Source organism: Ruegeria sp. YTSB088 (assembly GCF_059609825.1).
Window position 1 is genome coordinate 34,523 of the sequence record NZ_JBXWMM010000010.1, and the last position, 19,527, is coordinate 54,049.

The window sequence follows — 19,527 nt, forward strand, 5'->3', positions numbered from 1 at the left end:
GGATCAACCCCTGCCCGTTGCCATCGATGTCATTGCCTGTAATGGCAGGCTGCGACATGATGTCGATTACAATGCCGATTTTAGAATTAGGGCGCGCGACGTGGCGGCATAATCCGACCCCGAAGCATCAAGACAGTTTGCACGAGATGAGCAGAAGCGCACTGCTAAGAGGTCCGCAAACTGTCCAAATGGGCTCGTTTTGCCGCCATCACTTCTTCATCGGTCATGGGTGAGCGGTTCAACTCCAGAAAGTACTCTGCGACTCCAACCGGCTGAACATTCAGATTACTGACAGGCGTCAGATCATCAGACCTTACGTTCAGCATCGATAGCGCCTTTGCCACAGGAAATAATCGATCGTTGAGCTCCGAAACGTTTAAGGACAGGACGTCAGCCCTCGAAGACACGGAGTTTTTGACGCGGCTTACCACACCTTCAAGGTCTGTACCCTGCTGCAAAAGATCAGCATACTCCGAAAGGTCCTCTCGGATTCTGTTCGAGCGGATGTTTTGCCAATAAACGCTTCTGATCCAGTCAGCGCGGTTTCTCGTCGTGAACAAGAATGTGGTACGCGCATTGCCGTTCGCGAACCTGTCAATTTCGTCTAGCACCGCATCAGCCAAAACGTGCGTCTGCGAATATGACCACACGTTGTTTCGCCCCGGTATCAGGCCGGCAAACTCCTCGCTGCTGACAAGAAGAGGCGTGTCTGTTTGACCTTCGAAAGGAGCAAGAGCTTGACGAAATCTTTTGCGGAATCTCGCAAGGACCCTGTCTTCTTGCAAAATGGAATAGCGCCGGGCGGCAAACCCCGCTTCTTTCAGGTCACGGGGGACAAGAAAGTTCACTCGGCTCTTAAGCCGGGAACGGTTCCTGAACAACATAGTTTGCAGGGTTCTGGTTCCTGTTTTGTGAAACCCTTGATGTATGACAACCTTCAAGCCGCAACCCTATTTTCTTTGTTCATGGGAGGTCCCGTTTCGCTACTATTGCTTTTTCATTATGCCCGAGAATGTTTTTAGGTACTGCTGGCAATGTCACTGATACGGTCCTGTCCCAAGACTTTCCTGCATGCAATCGCTTTCGCGGCCCGCGTCATCCGCTGGTCATGAGTCTTTAACCGACTGGCGGCAGCCATTTGAATTGCAGCATTCTTTGTTGTTGCGACTGCGTACAATTGAACTTAGCGCCTAAAGCCCCAATACATCGACCATGTCATATTGGCCGGGTGCCTTGCCCTGTCCCCACAGAGCCGCTTTCAGCGCGCCGCGGGCAAAGATAGCGCGGTCGGTGGCCAGATGGCGCAGAACGATGCGTTCACCGGGGGCGGCGAACAACACGTCATGCTCGCCCACGATGTCGCCGCCGCGAATGGCGTGAAAGCCGATGTCGCCACGTTTGCGAGCGCCAGTAATGCCGTCGCGACCCCGATCGGACACGTCCGCCAGATTGACCCCGCGCCCTTCGGCGGCGGCTTCGCCCAGCATCAGCGCTGTGCCGGAGGGGGCATCAACCTTGTGGTGGTGATGGCCCTCGATGATCTCGATATCGAAATCCTCATCCAGCGCGGCGGCAACCTTTTTTGTCAGTTGCACCAGCAGGTTGACGCCAAGGCTCATGTTCCCTGCCCGCACGATAACGGCGTGACGCGAGGCAGGTTCCAGCGCCGCGATCTGTTCGTCGGTCATGCCGGTTGTGCCGATTACATGCACACAGCGCGCCTGCGCGGCCAAAGCGGCAAAGTCCAGCGTCGCCTCGGGTGCGGTGAAATCGATCACCGCCTGTGCCTGCGCGAATGCTTCCAGCGGGTCATCGGTAACTTTGACGCCCAGCGCCTGGCCACCCATGGCTTCGCCCACATCCTGACCGACCCAGTCATGCCCTTTGCGCTCGATCACGCCGACCAGGCGCGCCTGATCACTGTCGGTTACGGTGTTGATCAGCATCTGCCCCATACGGCCCGAAGCCCCTGTGATGACGATCCCCGGAATATGGGTCATGGCGGTATTCCCTTGCTGCAAACTGCTCAAAGCCTCCTACCCCGTTCGCGCCCGCTTGGCAAAGCCCCGGTTTGCGCTTAGATCGGGGTTTATGGCAAAGAACAAATTCCATGATGGCCCCGGCCCGTCCCAACGACAGCTGCGTGTCGGCGAACTGATCCGCCGCACCCTGTCCGAAGTTCTGGCGCGCGGAGATGTCCACGACACCGAACTGAACCGCATGTCGATCACCGTAGGCGAGGTGCGCACCTCGCCCGATCTGAAGATCGCCACCGCCTATGTGCTGCCATTGGGCGGCAAGGGGCAGGAGGATGTGATCGAACTGCTCGCCCGCAACAAAAGTGAACTTCGGCGCATGGTTGGCAAGAAGGTCGGCCTGAAATTCTCGCCCGATCTGCGGTTCCGGCTTGATGACACGTTCGACCGTCTGGACGACACCCGCCGCATGTTCGAACAGGACGCGGTGCGCCGCGATCTGGACGAGTGATCCGGGTACTTGTCACATTGGGCGCGGTTGTCTGGGCCGTGCAAGCCTCTGCGGTTACTTGCGAAAAGCTGACCCATGATGACAAACGCTATACCGTCTGCGAAGTCGACGCGGAAACCGAAGACCTGCGCCTGTTTCTCAACGATGAGAATGGGGATCTTCTGGGGCATTTCTCGTCGGTGAACGAGGCGCTGGCCCCCGGTGATGAGCGTCTGGCCTTTGCCATGAACGCGGGCATGTATCACGATGACCGGTCGCCCGTCGGCCATTATGTCGAGAACGGCAAAGAGGTCATGCGGGTGATCTCCAACCCCGGCCCCGGCAATTTTGGCTTGCTGCCCAACGGCGTTTTCTGCATCCGCGAGGGCCGTGCTGATGTGTACGAGACGCTGGATTTCCTCGATCAGGCCCCCGACTGCCGGTACGCCAGCCAATCCGGCCCGATGCTGGTGATCAATGGCGAGTTGCATCCCCGGTTCCTGCCCGATTCGACCTCGCTCTATGTGCGCAACGGAGTGGGCACCAGTGCCGATGGCACCCGTGTGGTGTTTGCGATTTCCGAAGATTACGTCACGTTCCACGAATTCGGCCGTCTGTTCCGGGACGTGCTGGAAACTCCGAATGCGCTGTTCTTCGATGGCAATATCTCTCGCATGTATGACCGCGCGAACAATCGGTCCGATGTCGGGTTTTCGCTGGGGCCTATCGTGGGTGTGGTCGAAGACGCACCTTGAAATTGACAGGGCGATGGCGATCCGCTAGGTCGCGCGCCTCAGCAAGATTGAAGGTGCTAAATGGGACGCAAACGCAAGGGTCGGGACATTTCCGGCTGGCTGGTGGTGGATAAGCCCGCGGGCATGACTTCGACCGCCGTGGTCAACAAGGTGCGCTGGGCCATGGACGCCAAGAAGGCAGGCCATGCGGGTACGCTGGACCCCGAGGCCACCGGCGTTCTGGCCGTGGCCCTGGGTGAGGCGACCAAGACCGTTCCCTACATCACTGATGCTTTGAAGGCTTACACCTTCACTGTCCGTCTGGGTCAGGCCACCAACACTGACGATGCCGAGGGCGAAGTGATTGCCGAAAGCGATGCCCGCCCGTCAGATGAAGACATCAAGCAGGCGTTGACCCCGTTTCTGGGCGACATCATGCAGGTCCCGCCCAAGTTTTCCGCCGTGAAAATCGACGGCCAGCGCGCCTACAAACTGGCCCGCGATGGCGAAGATGTGGAACTGACCGCCCGGCCCCTTTGGGTCGAGGAACTGATCCTTGTCGATCGCCCCGACGCAGATCACGTGGTGCTGGAGATGACCTGCGGCAAGGGCGGTTATGTCCGCTCGATCGCCCGCGATCTGGGTGAAGCCCTGGGATGTCATGGCCACGTCCGGGAACTTCGCCGGATCTGGTCCGGACCGTTCGAGGCCGAAGACGGGCTGAGCATCGAGCAGATCGACGAGATGGCAAAGACCACCGCGCTGGACGAATATCTGCACCCGTTGGAAACCGGTCTGTCGGACCTGCCCGAGCTCAAATGCACCCCCGAAGGCGCGACCCGTCTACGCAATGGTAACCCGGGCATGGTGCTGGCCTCAGATGTTGAATACGGAGACGAGGCATGGGCCTCACTGGATGGCAAGGCCGTTGCCGTAGGGGTTTATAAATCAGGCGAATTGCATCCCAGCCGGGTGTTCGCCGCCTGAACCACGTGTTAGGCGAAAGGCATGATCACCCGAACGCACACCAAGGGCGATGCGCCCTCGACCGCCATCTATTCCGACTGCGAGAAATACCGCTATAGCCTGACGCGTGTTTGGGACCCGGCAGGGCGCAAGGCGCTGTTTGTCATGTTGAACCCGTCTACTGCGACCGAAGTGCAGAACGACCCGACAGTGGAACGCTGCGAACGCCGTGCCCGAGCGCTGGGGTTTGGCGCGTTTCAGGTAACCAACATCTTTGCCTGGCGCGACACCGATCCGCGCAAGATGCGCGCTGCTGCCGATCCGGTAGGCCCGGAAAATGACGCCGCCATTCTGGAAGGTGTTCGGTGGGCCGATCAGGTCATCGCTGCCTGGGGCACCCATGGTGCGCATCTGAACCGGGGCCCGGCGGTGGAGACCCTGCTGCGCCGGACCAGCCAGCCGCTGTTCCATCTGGGTTTGACCAAAGACGGCCATCCCAAGCACCCGCTCTATATCGCCTACAGCCAACAGCCAGAGCAATGGCAATAAAGTATTAACCATTTCAATAACTTGACTTTGATCCGATTGCCGATTGCATGGGATGTTCGCCCTCGGAGCATTCTGCGATCGGAGGGGTGTCATGTTTCTGGCCGGATTGATCGGACTCGCCGCCATCGGCGGTGCTGCATACGCGATGAGCGACATGCTGATCGAAGACGAGGACGTATCAGAGGACGACCCCAATGATGACGCAGAAACTGAACCCGATACCGGAGAGTTTCTTGAGATTGGCGAAAACGTCGAAGACCCGGTGAATCCCGATATCGAAACCCCGTCCACTGGCACCGTAATCTCTGAATTCGAAGGAGACCTCGTAATTGCCGGCAGCGATGGCCCGGACCAGATCACCGGACAGGTCGGTGTCGATCAGGTCAACGGGTTTGGCGGCGATGACACCATCGACGGCGGCAAGGGCGACGACGTTCTGCACGGGGGTGACGGTACGGATACGATTTCGGGCGGTCAGGGTGATGATGTTCTGCACGGAGAGGCTGATGACGACTTTCTGTTCGGCAATCAGGGGAACGACGCCCTGTTCGGCCATTTCGGGGACGACACCCTGGATGGCGGCGAAGGCGAAGACGAACTTTATGGCGGTCAGGGCGATGATACTCTGACAGGCGGGGCAGATGACGACGCATTGCAGGGCGGGTTCGGAGACGATGCCCTGAACGGTGGCGCAGGTGAGGATACGATCTTTGGGGGCGACGGCGACGACTTTGTCCTCGGTATCGAAGACGGCGCGGCCGAAAAGGATTTCCTGAATGGCGGCGCTGGTGACGATACCATTGTGGCAGGCGGCGGGGATGTGGTGACCGGTGGGCAGGGCGCCGATGACATCGTGCTGAGCCCGGGTGACGAAGACGTGACCGTCACGGGCTTCCAACCCGGTGAGGACAAGCTGCTCGTAACCTGGGAGGATGAGGCCGACCCGGAGATTGAGGTGGAACCTGACGCTGAAAACGCCAATCTGACCCGAGTGATGATCAACGGTCAGGAAGTGGCGCAGGTATACGGGGCCGAAGGTATGACGGTGGCCGACATTCAATTGATCACCGAAGCGCAACTGGCCCAGTACGGACAGATGGTCTGAGCCCGCAGTTTCCCTTTGCCATTTGGTGAAAATGCGCCTATACGCGCCCATCCGCATCGGAATCGGTGCGGTTTTCTCCATGGGCCTGTGCTGGACGACATCCCGGCCTGCGCCATCAACTCTAACCTTTCAAAGGAGACCCCGATGTCGATTACTGCTGAAGAAAAAGCACGCGTCATGAAAGAATTCGCAACCAAGGACGGCGACACCGGCTCGCCTGAAGTCCAGGTTGCCATCCTGACCTCGCGCATCACCACCCTGACCGAGCACTTCAAGACCCACAAAAAAGACAACCACGGTCGTCGCGGTCTGCTGAAGATGGTTGCCCAGCGCCGTAAGCTGCTGGATTACCTGAAAGGCAAGGAAGAAGCGCGTTACCAGGATCTGATCAAAAAGCTGGGCATCCGCCGCTAAGCTTTTTCAGAAGACTTTAAACCGGGTTTTCCGGTTCGACGCCCGCCACCCGGCGGGCGTTTTCTGTTGGATCCGCCGAAAGCGACACATCCCCCTTAACTTACCAGAGCAGTTGGACATTCCCCGACGGTCAGAGAATGTCTGTTGCGACACCGGGCCTTACGCCTTCCGCGTGTTTTCCCAACGTGTGGCATAGTCACTTTGCGACACATTTGCACTCGTCTTGGTGTCAGCAACAGGTTTTCGAACCACAAAATCCAAAAGAACAGGCAATCCCGGACCAAAGGTTCCCAGCGGGCGCGGACGTTTCTTTGTCTTGTTGGGATCCGTCATTTTCACCACATCACGCGCGGCGTATGGCCTTAAGGGCTGCCACACGCATTTCAGAGCCTCATAGTTCATGGCGTTTACCCAAAAGCCGTACACTATCTCTGGGCAAATCTGATAGAAGCCGTGATTGATCCAATTGTTCGATGGCGAGTGTGCGATAAACACCCCCCCGGGCTTCAGCATCTTATCAATGTTCCGGTAGGCGGTCGGCAAGTCGAACACGTGCTCGCAGGTTCCACCGTCATAGATAACGTCAAACCGACCAACCAGATTTTCAGGCAAATCCCCCGCGAGATCCTGAACGATACTCGCCCCTTCGAAACCCGAGAAATCCAGAGAGTCCACTTCCGAAAACCCAAGTTTACGAAAGAAGGTTTCCGAGTACCCATCATCCGGGTTGCAAAGGTCAGCTTCGCTCACTCCGGGCAGGTACTTCTGCAAGGTTTCCCGAAACAATGCGGCGGATGACGACCGACGCGCACCTATCCAGTCCTGCCGCCCAAGCATCAGGAAGCTTCCTGACAGGTCGTTGAATTTGACATCTTCGATCAGGCGCGCGGCCAGGACATCAACAATTGACACTTATTCCTCCGGAGGGTGGTCGAAAGCAGTTTTCTTCGCGTGAACGTCCTATTCTGAGAATTCAATGTCAACGCAATAGCAGCGCCCGATAACACTCGACAAAACGGGCAAGTTCCCTGTTCAGTGCATAGTTGGACGTTTCCCCCCTTCAGCAATATCCTGAAGCCCGGGATTTCGGCATCTGGCACCAAACGCATACCCCGCCCAACGCAGTTTTTGTTGATACTGGTGCGCGCATGAACTCAGTCAAAACATCATCTAAGTCATTATGCCTTGTGCAGTTCCACAAAACCGAAGACGCCCACCAATCGGTGGGCGTTTCATTCTTGGAAATGTGTACGGCTCTACATTTTCGCTTTTTCTGATTTCAGCGCCAGCCACAAACAGTAGCACATTGTTAAAACCACCAGCGTAAAGGGGATGCCGGTTGAAACCGCTGCGCCTTGCAGCGCTGAAAGACCACCCCCCAACAGCAATGCGATGGCGACCAGACCTTCCAATGTGCACCAGAACACGCGCTGAACCACGGGGGCGTCCATCTTGCCGCCAGCAGTGATCGTGTCGATCACCAACGACCCTGAATCGGATGAGGTGACAAAGAAGATTACGATCAGGACAAGGGCAATCGGGGCAACGATGCCGTAAAGCGGCAGTTCTTTCAGGAAACCGAACAACGCACCTTCTGGGGCGTAGCTGTCAATCACTGTCGCGCGAACACCTTCCGCTCCGCCCGCGTTCAACATGTCGATGGCGGCGCCGCCGAAGGTTGACATCCACAGGGCACAGACGGCTGTCGGCGCCAGCAACGCGCAGATTATGAACTCGCGAACAGTACGACCCTTCGAGATCCGGGCAATGAACATGCCCACAAAGGGTGACCATGCGATCCACCATGCCCAGTAGAAGGTCGTCCAACCATGGAAATAGCTGGTGTCTTCTCGTCCGAACGGGTTCGACAAGGCAGGTAAGTGCAGCACGTAGTCGGTCATCACGTTGAAATATCGTGCGATGGCCGTGCCAATGCCAGTTACGGCGATTACGAAGAGGAATAGTCCGACGGCCATGACCATATTGATCTCACTCAGCCGTTTGACGCCCGCATCCATGCCCAGCAGAACCGAGCCCAGCGCAATCAACGTGATCCCGATGATCAGCAAGACAACGACAGTGGGGCTGGGTTCGATGCCGAAGACCTCGTAAAGACCAGCGGCAACTTGCTGAGCACCCAGACCAAGTGATGTGGTCAACCCGAACAACGTGGCAAAGACCGCCAACGTATCGATGATGTGGCCCCACCACCCCCAGACCCGTTCGCCAAGGATCGGATAGAAGGCCGAGCGCAAGGTCAGCGGCAAGTTCAGGTTGTAACTGAAGATCGCCAGGCTCAGGCCGACCGCGGCGTAAACCGCCCAGCCTTCCAGACCCCAATGATGAATGGTTCCGACGACACCGGCATATTCATTTCCCGGCACCGCGATATCAATGCCCAGCGGGCTTGCGTTCCCGTCTTCGGCAAAATTGTAATAGACCGGCTCCATCACGCCAAAGAACAGCAGACCGATACCTATTCCAGCAGCGAACATCATCGCGATCCATCCCGCATAGGAATAATCAGGCTTGGCGTCTTTGCCACCGATCCGCACGCTACCGACGGGCAGGATGATGAGAACAAGACAAAACAGGGTGATTGCATCAACCGAAAGGACCAGAAACCAATCAAACGTGCTGGTCAGCCAGGGTCGGAGCCAGCCGAAGAACGAAGCCGCGGCCTCTTGGTTGGCTAATGCGATCAGGACGAACGCAAAGATCATGATACTTGAGATCAGAAAGACCGGGTTGTGAATGTCCAAGCCAAACGGTCGGACGTTATCCTGCCCCAGTTCATATTCCGTTTCGAAGTCGTAAATCCGGGGATCCGGATCCAGCATCTTTTTTGTTTGTGCCATTCGATTGCCCTTCTGTTCGCTAGCTGCAAACGCCAAGGTTTTCGGTTGGCGGACGGGTATGGGATTATTAACCCCCTTGGCGCGTTTCCGTCATTTCGTCCGCGGGCTTGTGGTAAAAGCTTATACTGCCTTCATATTTTTACAAAATGCATTCGATTTTACCGATGTTAGCGATGTAATCGACCCACAGATCTCTGGGTCGTCGCCTGCGAAGAAACACATTGCATCGCCGCTCACAGCTTTTGCTCGCGATCTGAAAACTGAACACTTAGAGAGAGCCGTTGTCTGTCTCAGCGTGATTCGGCCATCCCATCCAGTTCCTCTTTCCTTTCAACGCATTCTCATGTATGCGCGCGGTATCTGAGACGTTGTGCCCTGACCCCGGCACTCGAATGGAAGATAAATTGGGGTCGGCGGCAATGGGGCCGCCATGCAAACGGGAGACCCGCAGGGGCGGGAGTGCTCCCTTCTAGGATACGCATATGTTTGATGTAACGAAGAAATCAATGCAGTGGGGCGAAGAGACGCTGACACTGGAAACCGGCAAGGTTGCCCGTCAGGCTGACGGCAGCGTGATTGCCACGCTGGGCGAAACCAGCGTCATGGCAAACGTGACCTTTGCGCGGGCGCAAAAACCCGGTCAGGACTTTTTCCCGCTGACCGTCCACTACCAAGAGAAATACTATGCCGCCGGTAAAGTACCGGGTGGCTTCTTCAAGCGCGAGGCGCGCCCGACCGAGAAAGAGACGCTGACTGCGCGTTTGATCGACCGTCCGATCCGCCCGCTGTTCGTTGACGGCTTCAAAAACGAAGTTCTGGTGATGTGCACCGTGCTGAGCCACGATCTGGTCAACGATCCCGACATCGTCGCGATGATCGCCGCTTCGGCTGCTCTGACCATCTCCGGCGCGCCGTTCATGGGCCCGATCGCCGGTGCCCGTGTTGGTTTCGAAGACGGTGAATACGTTCTGAACCCGACCGTCGATGACATGCAGGACCTGCGCCTGAACCCTGAACAGCGTCTGGATCTGGTAGTTGCCGGGACCAAAGACGCCGTAATGATGGTGGAATCGGAAGCGTACGAGCTCTCTGAGGCGGAAATGCTGGGCGCGGTGAACTTTGCGCATGAACAGATTCAGCCGGTGATCGACCTGATCATCAGCCTCGCCGAAGAAGCCGCGAAAGAGCCGTTCGATTTCCAGGCACCGGATTACTCGGAGCTGTATGCTGCCGTTAAGGCCGCCGGTGAAGAACAGATGCGCGCCGCCTTCGCGATCACCGACAAGCAAGAGCGCACCGCCGCTGTTGCCGCTGCCCGTGAAGCGATCAAGGAAGCGCTGACCGAAGAGCAGCTGGAAGACGGCAACCTCGGTTCGGCTATGAAAAAGCTGGAAGCTGGCATTCTGCGCGGCGACGTCGTCAAAGGCGGCAAGCGGATCGACGGTCGTTCGACCACCGATATCCGTGGAATCGTTGCAGAAACCTCGATGCTGCCCCGTACTCACGGTTCTGCCCTGTTCACCCGTGGTGAAACGCAGGCGCTGGCCGTAACCACGCTGGGCACCGGTGACGATGAACAGTTCATCGACGCGCTGCATGGCAACTTCAAATCGAACTTCCTGCTGCACTACAACTTCCCTCCGTATTCGGTTGGTGAAGTTGGCCGCGTGGGTGGCCCGGGCCGTCGTGAGATCGGCCACGGCAAGCTGGCATGGCGCGCCCTGCAGGCGGTTCTGCCTGCGGCGACCGACTTCCCCTACACGATCCGTATCGTGTCGGAGATCACTGAATCCAACGGCTCCAGCTCGATGGCGTCGGTCTGCGGCGGTTCGCTGTCGATGATGGATGCGGGTGTTCCGCTGAAAGCACCGGTTGCCGGTGTGGCCATGGGTCTGATCCTGGAAGATGACGGCGACTATGCCATCCTGTCCGACATTCTGGGTGACGAAGACCACTTGGGCGACATGGACTTCAAGGTTGCCGGTACCGAAAACGGCATCACCTCGCTGCAGATGGACATCAAGGTTGCGGGCATCACGCCCGAAATCATGGAGAAAGCCCTGGCGCAGGCCAAGGACGGCCGGTTGCACATCCTGGGCGAGATGGGCAAAGCCCTGTCCGAGACCAACGATTTCTCGGTCCACGCCCCGCGCATCGAGACCATGAACATTCCGACCGACAAGATCCGTGAAGTGATCGGTTCAGGTGGCAAGGTCATCCGTGAGATCGTTGAGGTTTCGGGAGCCAAGGTGGACATCAACGACGATGGCGTCATTAAGATCGCCTCGCCGGATGGTGAATCGATCCAGAAGGCCTATGACATGATCTATTCGATCGTGGCAGAACCTGAAGAAGGTCAGATCTACACTGGTAAAGTTGTAAAAATCGTCGATTTCGGGGCCTTCGTGAACTTCTTCGGTAAGCGCGACGGTCTGGTCCACGTGTCGCAGATCGAAAACCGCCGTCTGAACCATCCGTCGGATGTTCTGAAAGAAGGTCAGGAAGTGAAGGTCAAGCTTCTGGGTTTTGACGATCGCGGCAAGGTTCGCCTGTCGATGAAAGTGGTCGATCAGGAAACCGGTGAAGAGATCGTTCCCGAGAAGAAAGAAAAGAAAGAGGAAAGCGCAGAATAATCTGCCCCCTCTGACAGACAGCAGAAGGCCCCGGTTTCATCCGGGGCCTTTTTTGTTTGCGGGGCAGCAGGAAGGGGAACTGCGTCGCAATTTTGGTAAATCAATTATTAACACTTATTGCGTGTATTAGCTCAACCTTAAGGGGTATTTTGCCGTTTTCAGGGAAGCTGTTCAACCGTGGCATCGATTACTGTTTACGAAATCAGCGCAGACCCCTTCAGCAACCGCAGTGTTGATATTACTGCTGCTTATTCGGTCGAAGTCACGGATAATGACGCCCTGCTGCAAGATCCTGACCCGGACGGCAGTTCGCAACTTGATCTTGAGTCTCTTCCCGGCTTTTCCGGCTCGACCCAGAATTTCAGTACTTTCGAAAATTATACGGGCACAGTCGATGGCGCGCCGGTCACGCTTATCCTGATCCAGTTTTCCAACCCGCGTTACATCATCGTCACTTCCGGTCAGGCCGAACTGAATGACACGATTTCAGATACCGGCTTTGCCGGAACCGCGCCGTCATCCGCGTATCACACTTTGCCTTCTTTCGTGTGTTTTACCTTTGGATCGCTGATCCAGACTCCGACGGGACTGCGCCGGGTTGAGGCGCTGGAGCCCGGCGACCCGGTTGTCACCGCCGACGGCCATGCCCGTCCGGTACGCTGGATCGGCAAGCGCCGTTTGTCCGCGTCCGAGTTGCAGCGAAACCCTCACCTATCCCCTGTACGGATCAAAGCGGGCTGTTTCGGGCCGAACGGCCCATCCCGCGATCTCGTCATCTCGCCACAGCACCGGATTGCCGTGACCTCAGCCATGATGGAACTGATGCATTGCGAAACAACGATGTTGGCGCCTGCAAAAGGGCTGATCAATGGAAAGACCATCGTTCAGGAAACGCCTGCACAAGGGGTGGAGTACATTCACATCCTCTTTGATCAGCATGAGCTGGTGAATGTCGAAGGAATCTGGTCCGAGTCCTTTTACCCCGGTGACACAAGTCTTGATGCAATGGCGCCCGCAACCCGGAGCAGTTGTTTGAACTGTTCCCGGAACTGGCAAATGGTGAATGCGGTTACGGTTCAACCGTATTGCCGATCCTCAAACCCTTTGAAGTCCGAGTGCTTGCAGCGGATCTGGCGGTTCCGGGCTGGAAGGTGTATCCGAACGAAACCTCAAAAGCGGCCTGACCGCAGGTCAGTGCGTGACACCACCCGGGCCATGTTTCAACACGTGCCACTGGCCGTAACTGTCTTTCAGATCCAGCTTGATCGACGCATCGGCTCGGGTCGAGGCGCTGCCGATCTCGGCAATGGTGAATTCGATCCCGCCGGGAATATCGATGCGTACGCGGTGTTCCCCGCCGCCATGCGGGGCCTGAATCGGGCGCCCGTTCGACTTTAATACGTCACCAACGGTAACGCTGGCCGTTCGCCCTTCGATGTCCATCTCAAGCTCAATCGGCAGGTAAAGCGTGTCATGCACCGTCTCACACATGGCCCGGAACACGTACCAATGTGTTGCCATCTCTTCGGTTTCTTCACCGTGAAAGACTTTTTCCAGCGCATCGCGCTGCGCCGGTGAGGCCGCAGGATCGACGATCACCTGCATTTCACCACCACCCTCGAATATTGGCCCGGGCCACGCATAGATCAATGCCGCCCTGGTTCCACTAAGATCCGTTTCTCCAAAATATCCTTTGAATATTTCAAGCACTTCGAAACCCCGGCAATCGCCATGCGTCGGCAATTCCTCGAACTGACAGGGGCAGGCATAGCCGCAATTGCAGTTTCCGAAGCTTTCCCCCTCGACGTACCAATCTGTAAAAGCCATGGTCTTCTCCTGTTCAAGACAGTCAGAAAGCCCGACATCGTTGGTCACATGCCTGTATGTTTTCCCAAAACAAACTATCACAAATTGATTGCAACCTGAAACTGACGGGCGGAAACGGCCGCAAATTGAATAAACCTTGGTTCAATTCGCCCCGTTTCAACCAAAAGCCAATCGCAGGTCTCCTCTGCCATCCCCAGTTCGACCGCATTGCCACAACACAAAAAGGAGATGCGATATGGAAACCTTGAAACTGCTGACACTGACGGGATTGATCGTAACTGCACCGGTTCTTGCTTTTGCTAATGTCGGACTGGGCGACATACTGGGCACAAGCGAAGCCGATATCCGCGCGGCCCTTGAAGCTCAGGGGTACCAGATCGAAGAGATCGAATTCGAAGGTGGGAAGATCGAGGTTGAACTCATCAAGGATGGCGTGGAAACTGAACTGGTTCTGTCTGACACGGACGGGGTGGTGACAGCCATCGAGCTCGAAGAGGATGACGACTGAACCTGCAACGTCCAAGGGGCCGCATGAAAGTACCTCAAACGTCTTTACTCTGGCTCCTTCTGGTGGTGCAGGCCCTCTGCGCCGCCTTTTTCATGACGGATGCGCTGCTGGATTGGACTGGCGGCGACGGCGCGGGGTTTCGTCACCTGCATTCGTTCGAGCTGTTTCTGTCGCTGGCGCTTGTCGGGGGCCTGAGCGCCACGATCGCCCTGATCCGTTCCCAGTCCAGACGGGTGCGCGACATGCAGCGGCAACTGGAAGTGGCGCAAGGGGCTTTTGCCCAGGTCATCGAAACTCAGTTCAGCGAGTGGCAGCTCAGTGATGCTGAGCGTGACGTTGCCATGCTGACGATCAAGGGTCTTTCCATCGCGGAAATCGCCGGAATGCGACAGACGAAAGAAGGGACGATCAAAGCCCAAAGCGCTGCGGTCTATCGAAAGGCGGGCGTTTCCAGCAGGTTGCAGTTGCTCAGTTTCTTTGTCGACGAACTCCTGTCAGAACCGTTGGTCAGGGATGTGCCCTGAAACAGTGGCAGAACCTCGTACCTATTCACTCACACATTCCTAAAAACCTGTGAAACGAAGTGAAGGCCCGGCGCCTTTCTTTTTGGGCCAGCCTTGTCCACATCCATGGCATGCGGACTTTGGAACACTGGAGATGGTTATGTTCACGCGCCTCATTCTCGCCTCTTCGGCTCTGACGATCAGCGCAACGGCGCTTGCCGCGCAGAGCCTGAGCGACGGCACCTATATTCACGGCTTCATCGGCTACAGCCAAATACAGGACAGCGATTTCACCGGGACGATCGGTGGCGCGACGCAATCGGTCGATACCGAATTCGACTCAGGTTTCGGACTGGGCTTCGCGATAGGTAAGGAAATCCCGCAATGGTCAAACGACATCATCGAAACGCGGATCGAACTGGAGCTGTCTTATCGCGACAGTGACGTGGATGGTGTGAATTTTACCGGCAATGGTCCGGGGCCCGAGGGCAATATCTCGGGCGACGTCACGCAGACCTCGTTATTTGCCAATGTGCTGTTCGATTTCAGACAGGCCGGAGTGCTGACACCGTTTGCCGGGTTTGGTCTGGGTGCCACCTATTCGGATCTGGATTTTTCTTATGGGCCGGGTGTGGCGCTGGACGATACCGACACCACCTTTGCCGCCCAGGTGATCGCCGGTGTGGCATATGACATCAACTCGTCGACAGCGTTCACCGTTGATGCACGTTACGCCCGTGCCTTTGATGTTTCGTCGCAGCGTCTGGCCCCCAACGGAACTTTGACCGGCAACGTAGAGGACGATCTGGATATATTCAGCGTCAATTTCGGACTTCGCTATAATTTCTGATCACTTCGGGTGTCAGGTTTCGCTCCGGTTTCCTGCCCCTTTTTGCCCTCGCGCCTCAGGTGCGGGGGCCCCGAAAAACCCTGAAAAAACAGCGCGCGCTGGATATGCCGGTGGTCATCCGGCCTGCAACAACCGCCAGCTTCATCTGGCTAAAAACATCCTCGGGGGGAATCGTGCCGGCAGCCACGATGGGGGGCAGACAGCCCCCCTGACCCGGCAATCGGCTTACGACGGCGCCTTGGTCTTACGCAAATAGGGAAAGATCGTTTCGAACTCGCCAAACTTGGCCTTGGCATCTTCGTTCGACACGGTTGGCGGGATGATCACGTCTTCGCCCGGCACCCAATTGGCAGGCGTCGCAACGCCCTTGGCTGACATCTGCAACCCGTCAAGCGCGCGTAGAATTTCAGCAAAGTTCCGGCCCACGGTCATCGGGTACGTCATCGACAGCTTCAACTGCTTGTCCGGGCCGATAATGAAGACCGAGCGTACTGTGGCGCTGTCAGCCGGTGTACGGCCATCAGGCAGATATGCTTCGGCGGGCAGCATGTCGAAGGCCTTGGACACAGCCAGACCATCATCAGCGATAATCGGGAAACCGGGATTGGCCTTGCCATATTCCTCGATGTCCTTCTTCCACTTCTTGTGGTCTTCGACACCATCAACGGACACGCCAATTACCTTGGTGTTGCGCGCGGCCCATTCGTCATTCAGCTGCGCAACAGCCGAAAACTCGGTTGTGCAAACAGGCGTGAAATCCTTTGGGTGCGAGAACAGAATGGCCCAGCTGTCGCCAATCCAGTCGTGAAACTGAATGGTGCCCTGATCCGTTTCTGCCGTGAAATTCGGGACGGTGTCGTTGATGCGCAAACCCATGGGGCATCTCCTTTTCTGTGAAAAACCTGAGTCGGTCGTCTGGAACCTAATCACTTTGTGCACAGGTTAAACCAGCCATCGTGTCCAGGGATACGGATTTCGTGAGTCTGACCAGAAAAAAATTTGATCAAATTCACTATTGCTCAGCCTGTGCATGGGTGACAGAGTGGCCCCGAACAGCCGGCTTCAGGCGAACCTTCAGGAGGGCTCAGGATGATCGAAAAGCGGGATTTCTATATTAACGGTCAGTGGGTGGCCCCGTCGCAGCCCAATGACTTCGAGGTCATCAACCCCTCGACCGAAGAGCCCTGCGCAGTGATCTCGCTTGGCGCCGAAGCCGACACGAATGCAGCCGTTGCCGCAGCCAAAGCCGCTTTGCCAGGCTGGATGGCAACTCCAGTGGAAACCCGCATCGCGCTGGTGGAAAAGCTGGTCGAACTCTATGCAACCCGGGCAGAGGATCTGGCGCAGGCGATGTCACTTGAAATGGGCGCCCCGATCGATCTGGCGCGCTCGGCGCAGGCTGGTGCCGGCATCTATCACCTGAAGAACTTCATCCGCGCCGCAAGGTCGTTTGAATTCGAGCGCCCGCTGGGGGATCATGCACCGAATGATCGCATCATTTATGAGGCGGTTGGCGTTGCCGCTCTGATCACGCCGTGGAACTGGCCGATGAACCAGATCACGCTCAAGGTTGGTGCTGCTGCGATTGCGGGCTGCACGATGGTTCTGAAACCGTCAGAACAAAGCCCGCTGAACGCGATGATTTTTGCCGAGATGATGGACAAGGCAGGCTTCCCGCCCGGTGTGTTCAATCTGGTCAACGGCGACGGAGCGGGTGTTGGATCGCAACTTTCGGGTCATCCGGATGTTGATATGGTCAGCTTCACCGGTTCGACTCGCGCGGGCACTGCGATTTCGAAGAACGCGGCTGACACCCTCAAGAAAGTGCATCTGGAACTGGGAGGCAAAGGAGCCAACGTCATCTTTGAGGATGCGGACGAAAAAGCGGTCAAGCGCGGGGTGCTGCACATGATGCAAAACACCGGCCAGAGCTGTAACGCACCCAGCCGGATGTTGGTGCAGCGCCCGATCTACGACAAGGCTGTAGAAACGGCGGCCGAAGTTGCGAACATGGTCAAGGTTGGCCCTGCCATGGAGGAAGGTCGCCACATCGGTCCGGTTGTGAATGAAGTACAGTGGACCAAGATTCAGGACCTGATCCAGAAGGGCATCGACGAAGGTGCGCGGCTGGTTGCAGGCGGCACCGGACGACCTGAGGGGCTGAACAAGGGCTATTATATCCGCCCCACGGTCTTTGCTGATGCAAATAACCAGATGACCATCGCCCGCGAAGAAATCTTTGGCCCAGTTCTGACCATAATCCCCTTCGACACAGAAGAGGAGGCTGTCGAAACCGCCAATGATACACCCTATGGCCTGACCAATTATGTTCAGACACAGGATGGTGCGCGTGCCAATCGCATGGCGCGGGCTCTGCGGTCGGGCATGGTCGAAATGAACGGACAATCGCGCAGCGCGGGCTCACCGTTCGGCGGCATGAAGCAATCCGGCAACGGGCGGGAAGGCGGAGTCTTCGGTCTCGAGGATTTCCTTGAAGTCAAAGCCGTCGGCGGCTGGGCCGCAGAGTAACTTCACCTGCGAAGCAGACAGATTGGGCGGGGCAACGCGGTTGCCTCGCCCATTACGCTCTATACGGGCCGCACCACAAGCTGGGGTTCGCCATCGGACGTGTGGCGTCTGGACCGACCGTCCCACCCAATCTCTCCGGTGACGCGCTGTCGAAATGCAGAGAAGCTGTCAAAGCGGACCACATCTACCGGCGTATCGAAATGCAGGGTCACTCGGCGACGCGCGCCATCGCCCAATACGGTCATGCCGCGAATTTCGGCTGTGAACGCCTGACCCAAATAGCGTCCTTCAACCCGATCACCTACGCGCAGATGCATCCGGTTTCCGGACATCGCATGCAAGGTGTTCCAGTCTCGAACGCCATGCTGATGGGCCAGAAGTTCCAATGCCGCGCTATGCGACAGAGAAACACCCGTCGTTTTCAGTTTTTCCCGCAAGCGTTTTGCCTGCGCTTTCAGCTCTTCAACCGGAGCAACGGTTTGGGATCGTGTCATCATGTGCCTCGTTTCCTTGAACGGGCGCGAAATCAGGACGGGGCTCGCATTACCATCCGCGCGCCAAGAAAGGGCAACAGATGCATTTCAAAACCGGGTTTCACCAAAGCCAATGGCCGCGAACGGCAGGGGACCCGAACCTGAGGTGCCTTTTGGCAGCGGTCAGGCCGTCTGTCAATCAGGCGTCTGCCTGCGCCGCCTCGTAGGCCAGCATGGCACGCTTGACCGGCAATCCCCAGTGATAGCCTCCCAGGCCACCTGACTTGCGCAATGCCCGATGGCAGGGGATCAGCCAACTGACCGGGTTGCGGCCAACTGCCGTTCCCACTGCGCGAACGGCTTGCGGAGAGCCGACCCGTTGGGCGATCTCGGAGTAGGTCGTGACCTGCCCGGACGGGATATGCATCAGCGCTTCCCACACCTTGATTTGCAGAGGGGATCCGATCAGGAAAACCGGTGTTGGCTCCAACCGATCGTTGGCAGCGCCAAAAGCACTCAGCGCCCAAGGACGCAGGCGCATCGGATCTTCGACAAACGTCGCCTTGGGCCAGCGCGAGATCATGTCTTCCATCGCGGCCTCTTCGCCGGTCTCGGCCCCGAAGGCCATGCCGCAGATGCCCTTGTCGGTACCCATGACCAGCGCGGGGCCAAAGGGGCATTCGAACCACCCCCAATAGATCGTCAGACCTTCGCCCTTGCGGGCATATTCGCCGGGGCTCATGGATTCCCACTTCAGGAACAGATCATGCAGACGTCCGCTACCGGACAGGCCCACATTGTGTGCCGTTTCCAGTGTTGTGAACCGTTCGCGCAGCAATGCCTTCGCATGGCCCAGTGTCAGGTATTGTTGGTACCGTTTTGGCGACACTCCGGTCCAACGCGAGAACAGGCGCTGGAAATGGGCCGGGCTCATATCCATCTGGCGTGCCAGTTCATCAAGGCTCAGGCCCTCGCCGCCCTGATCAATCAGGTCGATTGCGCGGCGCATGACGTTGTAATGGTATCCGCTTTCCGGGGTCTGGACGTTCATGGTTCCACCTCATCTTCTGACAAAACCATAGCGCGCAGGCCACGCTGCCGCGACCCGGAAC

General features: G+C 57.3%; 19 protein-coding genes and 1 pseudogene. 12 read left to right on the plus strand and 8 right to left on the minus strand.

All coding sequences use genetic code 11. The annotated features are described in order from the left end of the window. Positions 1-164: 164 nt before the first annotated feature. Both AC2FFA_RS16120 and dapB read right to left on the minus strand, forming a co-directional pair. On the minus strand, positions 165-848 hold the full coding sequence (locus AC2FFA_RS16120; protein ID WP_496852391.1) for a hypothetical protein: 684 nt from the start codon (positions 846-848) through the stop codon (positions 165-167). Positions 849-1,190: 342 nt separating this feature from the next. Beyond that, positions 1,191-2,000, minus strand: coding sequence for a 4-hydroxy-tetrahydrodipicolinate reductase (gene dapB, locus AC2FFA_RS16125; protein WP_496852392.1), 810 nt, complete (start codon positions 1,998-2,000; stop codon positions 1,191-1,193). Between the two features lie 91 nt (positions 2,001-2,091). On the opposite strand from dapB, the gene rbfA reads away from it, so the two are divergent. From rbfA to rpsO, 6 genes are all read left to right on the plus strand, one after another. Further along, complete coding sequence (gene rbfA, locus AC2FFA_RS16130) at positions 2,092-2,487, plus strand: 30S ribosome-binding factor RbfA (protein WP_117871818.1); 396 nt, start codon at positions 2,092-2,094, stop codon at positions 2,485-2,487. After that, entirely contained in the window at positions 2,484-3,221 is a 738-nt protein-coding gene (locus tag AC2FFA_RS16135; protein ID WP_496852393.1) for a phosphodiester glycosidase family protein, read from the plus strand. Before rbfA ends, AC2FFA_RS16135 begins: the two co-directional genes overlap by 4 nt. Before the next feature lie 60 nt (positions 3,222-3,281). Then, entirely contained in the window at positions 3,282-4,187 is a 906-nt protein-coding gene (gene truB, locus AC2FFA_RS16140) for a tRNA pseudouridine(55) synthase TruB (RefSeq protein ID WP_117871813.1), read from the plus strand. Positions 4,188-4,208: 21 nt separating this feature from the next. After that, the gene (locus AC2FFA_RS16145; RefSeq protein ID WP_117871811.1) at positions 4,209-4,715 is read left to right on the plus strand and encodes a DUF1643 domain-containing protein; all 507 of its coding nucleotides are present in this window, start codon (positions 4,209-4,211) and stop codon (positions 4,713-4,715) included. Between the two features lie 91 nt (positions 4,716-4,806). After that, on the plus strand, positions 4,807-5,820 hold the full coding sequence (locus tag AC2FFA_RS16150) for a calcium-binding protein (RefSeq protein ID WP_496852394.1): 1,014 nt from the start codon (positions 4,807-4,809) through the stop codon (positions 5,818-5,820). 144 nt (positions 5,821-5,964) lie between these two features. Further along, a complete protein-coding gene (rpsO, locus tag AC2FFA_RS16155; RefSeq protein WP_117871806.1) occupies positions 5,965-6,234 on the plus strand; it encodes a 30S ribosomal protein S15 in 270 nt (89 codons plus the stop codon). A 159-nt stretch (positions 6,235-6,393) separates the two neighbouring features. On the opposite strand, the gene AC2FFA_RS16160 is transcribed toward rpsO, so the two are convergent. Both AC2FFA_RS16160 and AC2FFA_RS16165 read right to left on the minus strand, forming a co-directional pair. Beyond that, complete coding sequence (locus AC2FFA_RS16160; RefSeq protein ID WP_117871804.1) at positions 6,394-7,146, minus strand: class I SAM-dependent methyltransferase; 753 nt, start codon at positions 7,144-7,146, stop codon at positions 6,394-6,396. Positions 7,147-7,490: 344 nt separating this feature from the next. After that, positions 7,491-9,092, minus strand: a complete 1,602-nt coding sequence (locus tag AC2FFA_RS16165) for a BCCT family transporter (protein ID WP_117871802.1) — start codon at positions 9,090-9,092, stop codon at positions 7,491-7,493. A gap of 482 nt (positions 9,093-9,574) precedes the next feature. Here AC2FFA_RS16165 and pnp point away from each other — a divergent pair, with 482 nt between their 5' ends. Continuing rightward, the gene (gene pnp, locus AC2FFA_RS16170; RefSeq protein ID WP_496852395.1) at positions 9,575-11,725 is read left to right on the plus strand and encodes a polyribonucleotide nucleotidyltransferase; all 2,151 of its coding nucleotides are present in this window, start codon (positions 9,575-9,577) and stop codon (positions 11,723-11,725) included. Between the two features lie 546 nt (positions 11,726-12,271). Further along, positions 12,272-12,703: pseudogene (locus AC2FFA_RS16175) on the plus strand (Hint domain-containing protein); the annotation flags it as partial. 213 nt (positions 12,704-12,916) lie between these two features. On the opposite strand, the gene AC2FFA_RS16180 reads toward AC2FFA_RS16175, so the two are convergent. After that, on the minus strand, positions 12,917-13,552 hold the full coding sequence (locus AC2FFA_RS16180; protein ID WP_117872943.1) for a DUF1326 domain-containing protein: 636 nt from the start codon (positions 13,550-13,552) through the stop codon (positions 12,917-12,919). Between the two features lie 235 nt (positions 13,553-13,787). Here AC2FFA_RS16180 and AC2FFA_RS16185 point away from each other — a divergent pair, with 235 nt between their 5' ends. The 3 genes from AC2FFA_RS16185 (at position 13,788) to AC2FFA_RS16195 (ending at position 15,413) form a co-directional block, all read left to right on the plus strand. Then, positions 13,788-14,060, plus strand: coding sequence for a PepSY domain-containing protein (locus AC2FFA_RS16185; RefSeq protein ID WP_496852396.1), 273 nt, complete (start codon positions 13,788-13,790; stop codon positions 14,058-14,060). A 23-nt stretch (positions 14,061-14,083) separates the two neighbouring features. Beyond that, complete coding sequence (locus AC2FFA_RS16190; RefSeq protein WP_299899514.1) at positions 14,084-14,584, plus strand: helix-turn-helix transcriptional regulator; 501 nt, start codon at positions 14,084-14,086, stop codon at positions 14,582-14,584. 139 nt (positions 14,585-14,723) lie between these two features. After that, a complete protein-coding gene (locus AC2FFA_RS16195; protein WP_496852397.1) occupies positions 14,724-15,413 on the plus strand; it encodes an outer membrane protein in 690 nt (229 codons plus the stop codon). Between the two features lie 225 nt (positions 15,414-15,638). Here the strand turns inward: AC2FFA_RS16195 and AC2FFA_RS16200 are convergent, their stop codons facing one another. Further along, positions 15,639-16,289, minus strand: a complete 651-nt coding sequence (locus AC2FFA_RS16200) for a peroxiredoxin (RefSeq protein ID WP_152459391.1) — start codon at positions 16,287-16,289, stop codon at positions 15,639-15,641. A 213-nt stretch (positions 16,290-16,502) separates the two neighbouring features. Here AC2FFA_RS16200 and AC2FFA_RS16205 point away from each other — a divergent pair, with 213 nt between their 5' ends. Further along, entirely contained in the window at positions 16,503-17,942 is a 1,440-nt protein-coding gene (locus tag AC2FFA_RS16205) for an aldehyde dehydrogenase family protein (RefSeq protein WP_496852398.1), read from the plus strand. A 59-nt stretch (positions 17,943-18,001) separates the two neighbouring features. Here AC2FFA_RS16205 and AC2FFA_RS16210 read toward each other — a convergent pair whose 3' ends face one another. Both AC2FFA_RS16210 and AC2FFA_RS16215 read right to left on the minus strand, forming a co-directional pair. Then, positions 18,002-18,439 (minus strand): glyoxalase superfamily protein, encoded by a 438-nt coding sequence (locus AC2FFA_RS16210; protein WP_371415287.1) that lies wholly within the window; start codon positions 18,437-18,439, stop codon positions 18,002-18,004. 175 nt (positions 18,440-18,614) lie between these two features. Further along, positions 18,615-19,466: a bifunctional helix-turn-helix domain-containing protein/methylated-DNA--[protein]-cysteine S-methyltransferase gene (locus tag AC2FFA_RS16215; RefSeq protein ID WP_496674629.1), complete on the minus strand. Its 852-nt coding sequence runs from the start codon at positions 19,464-19,466 to the stop codon at positions 18,615-18,617. Positions 19,467-19,527: the final 61 nt, after the last annotated feature.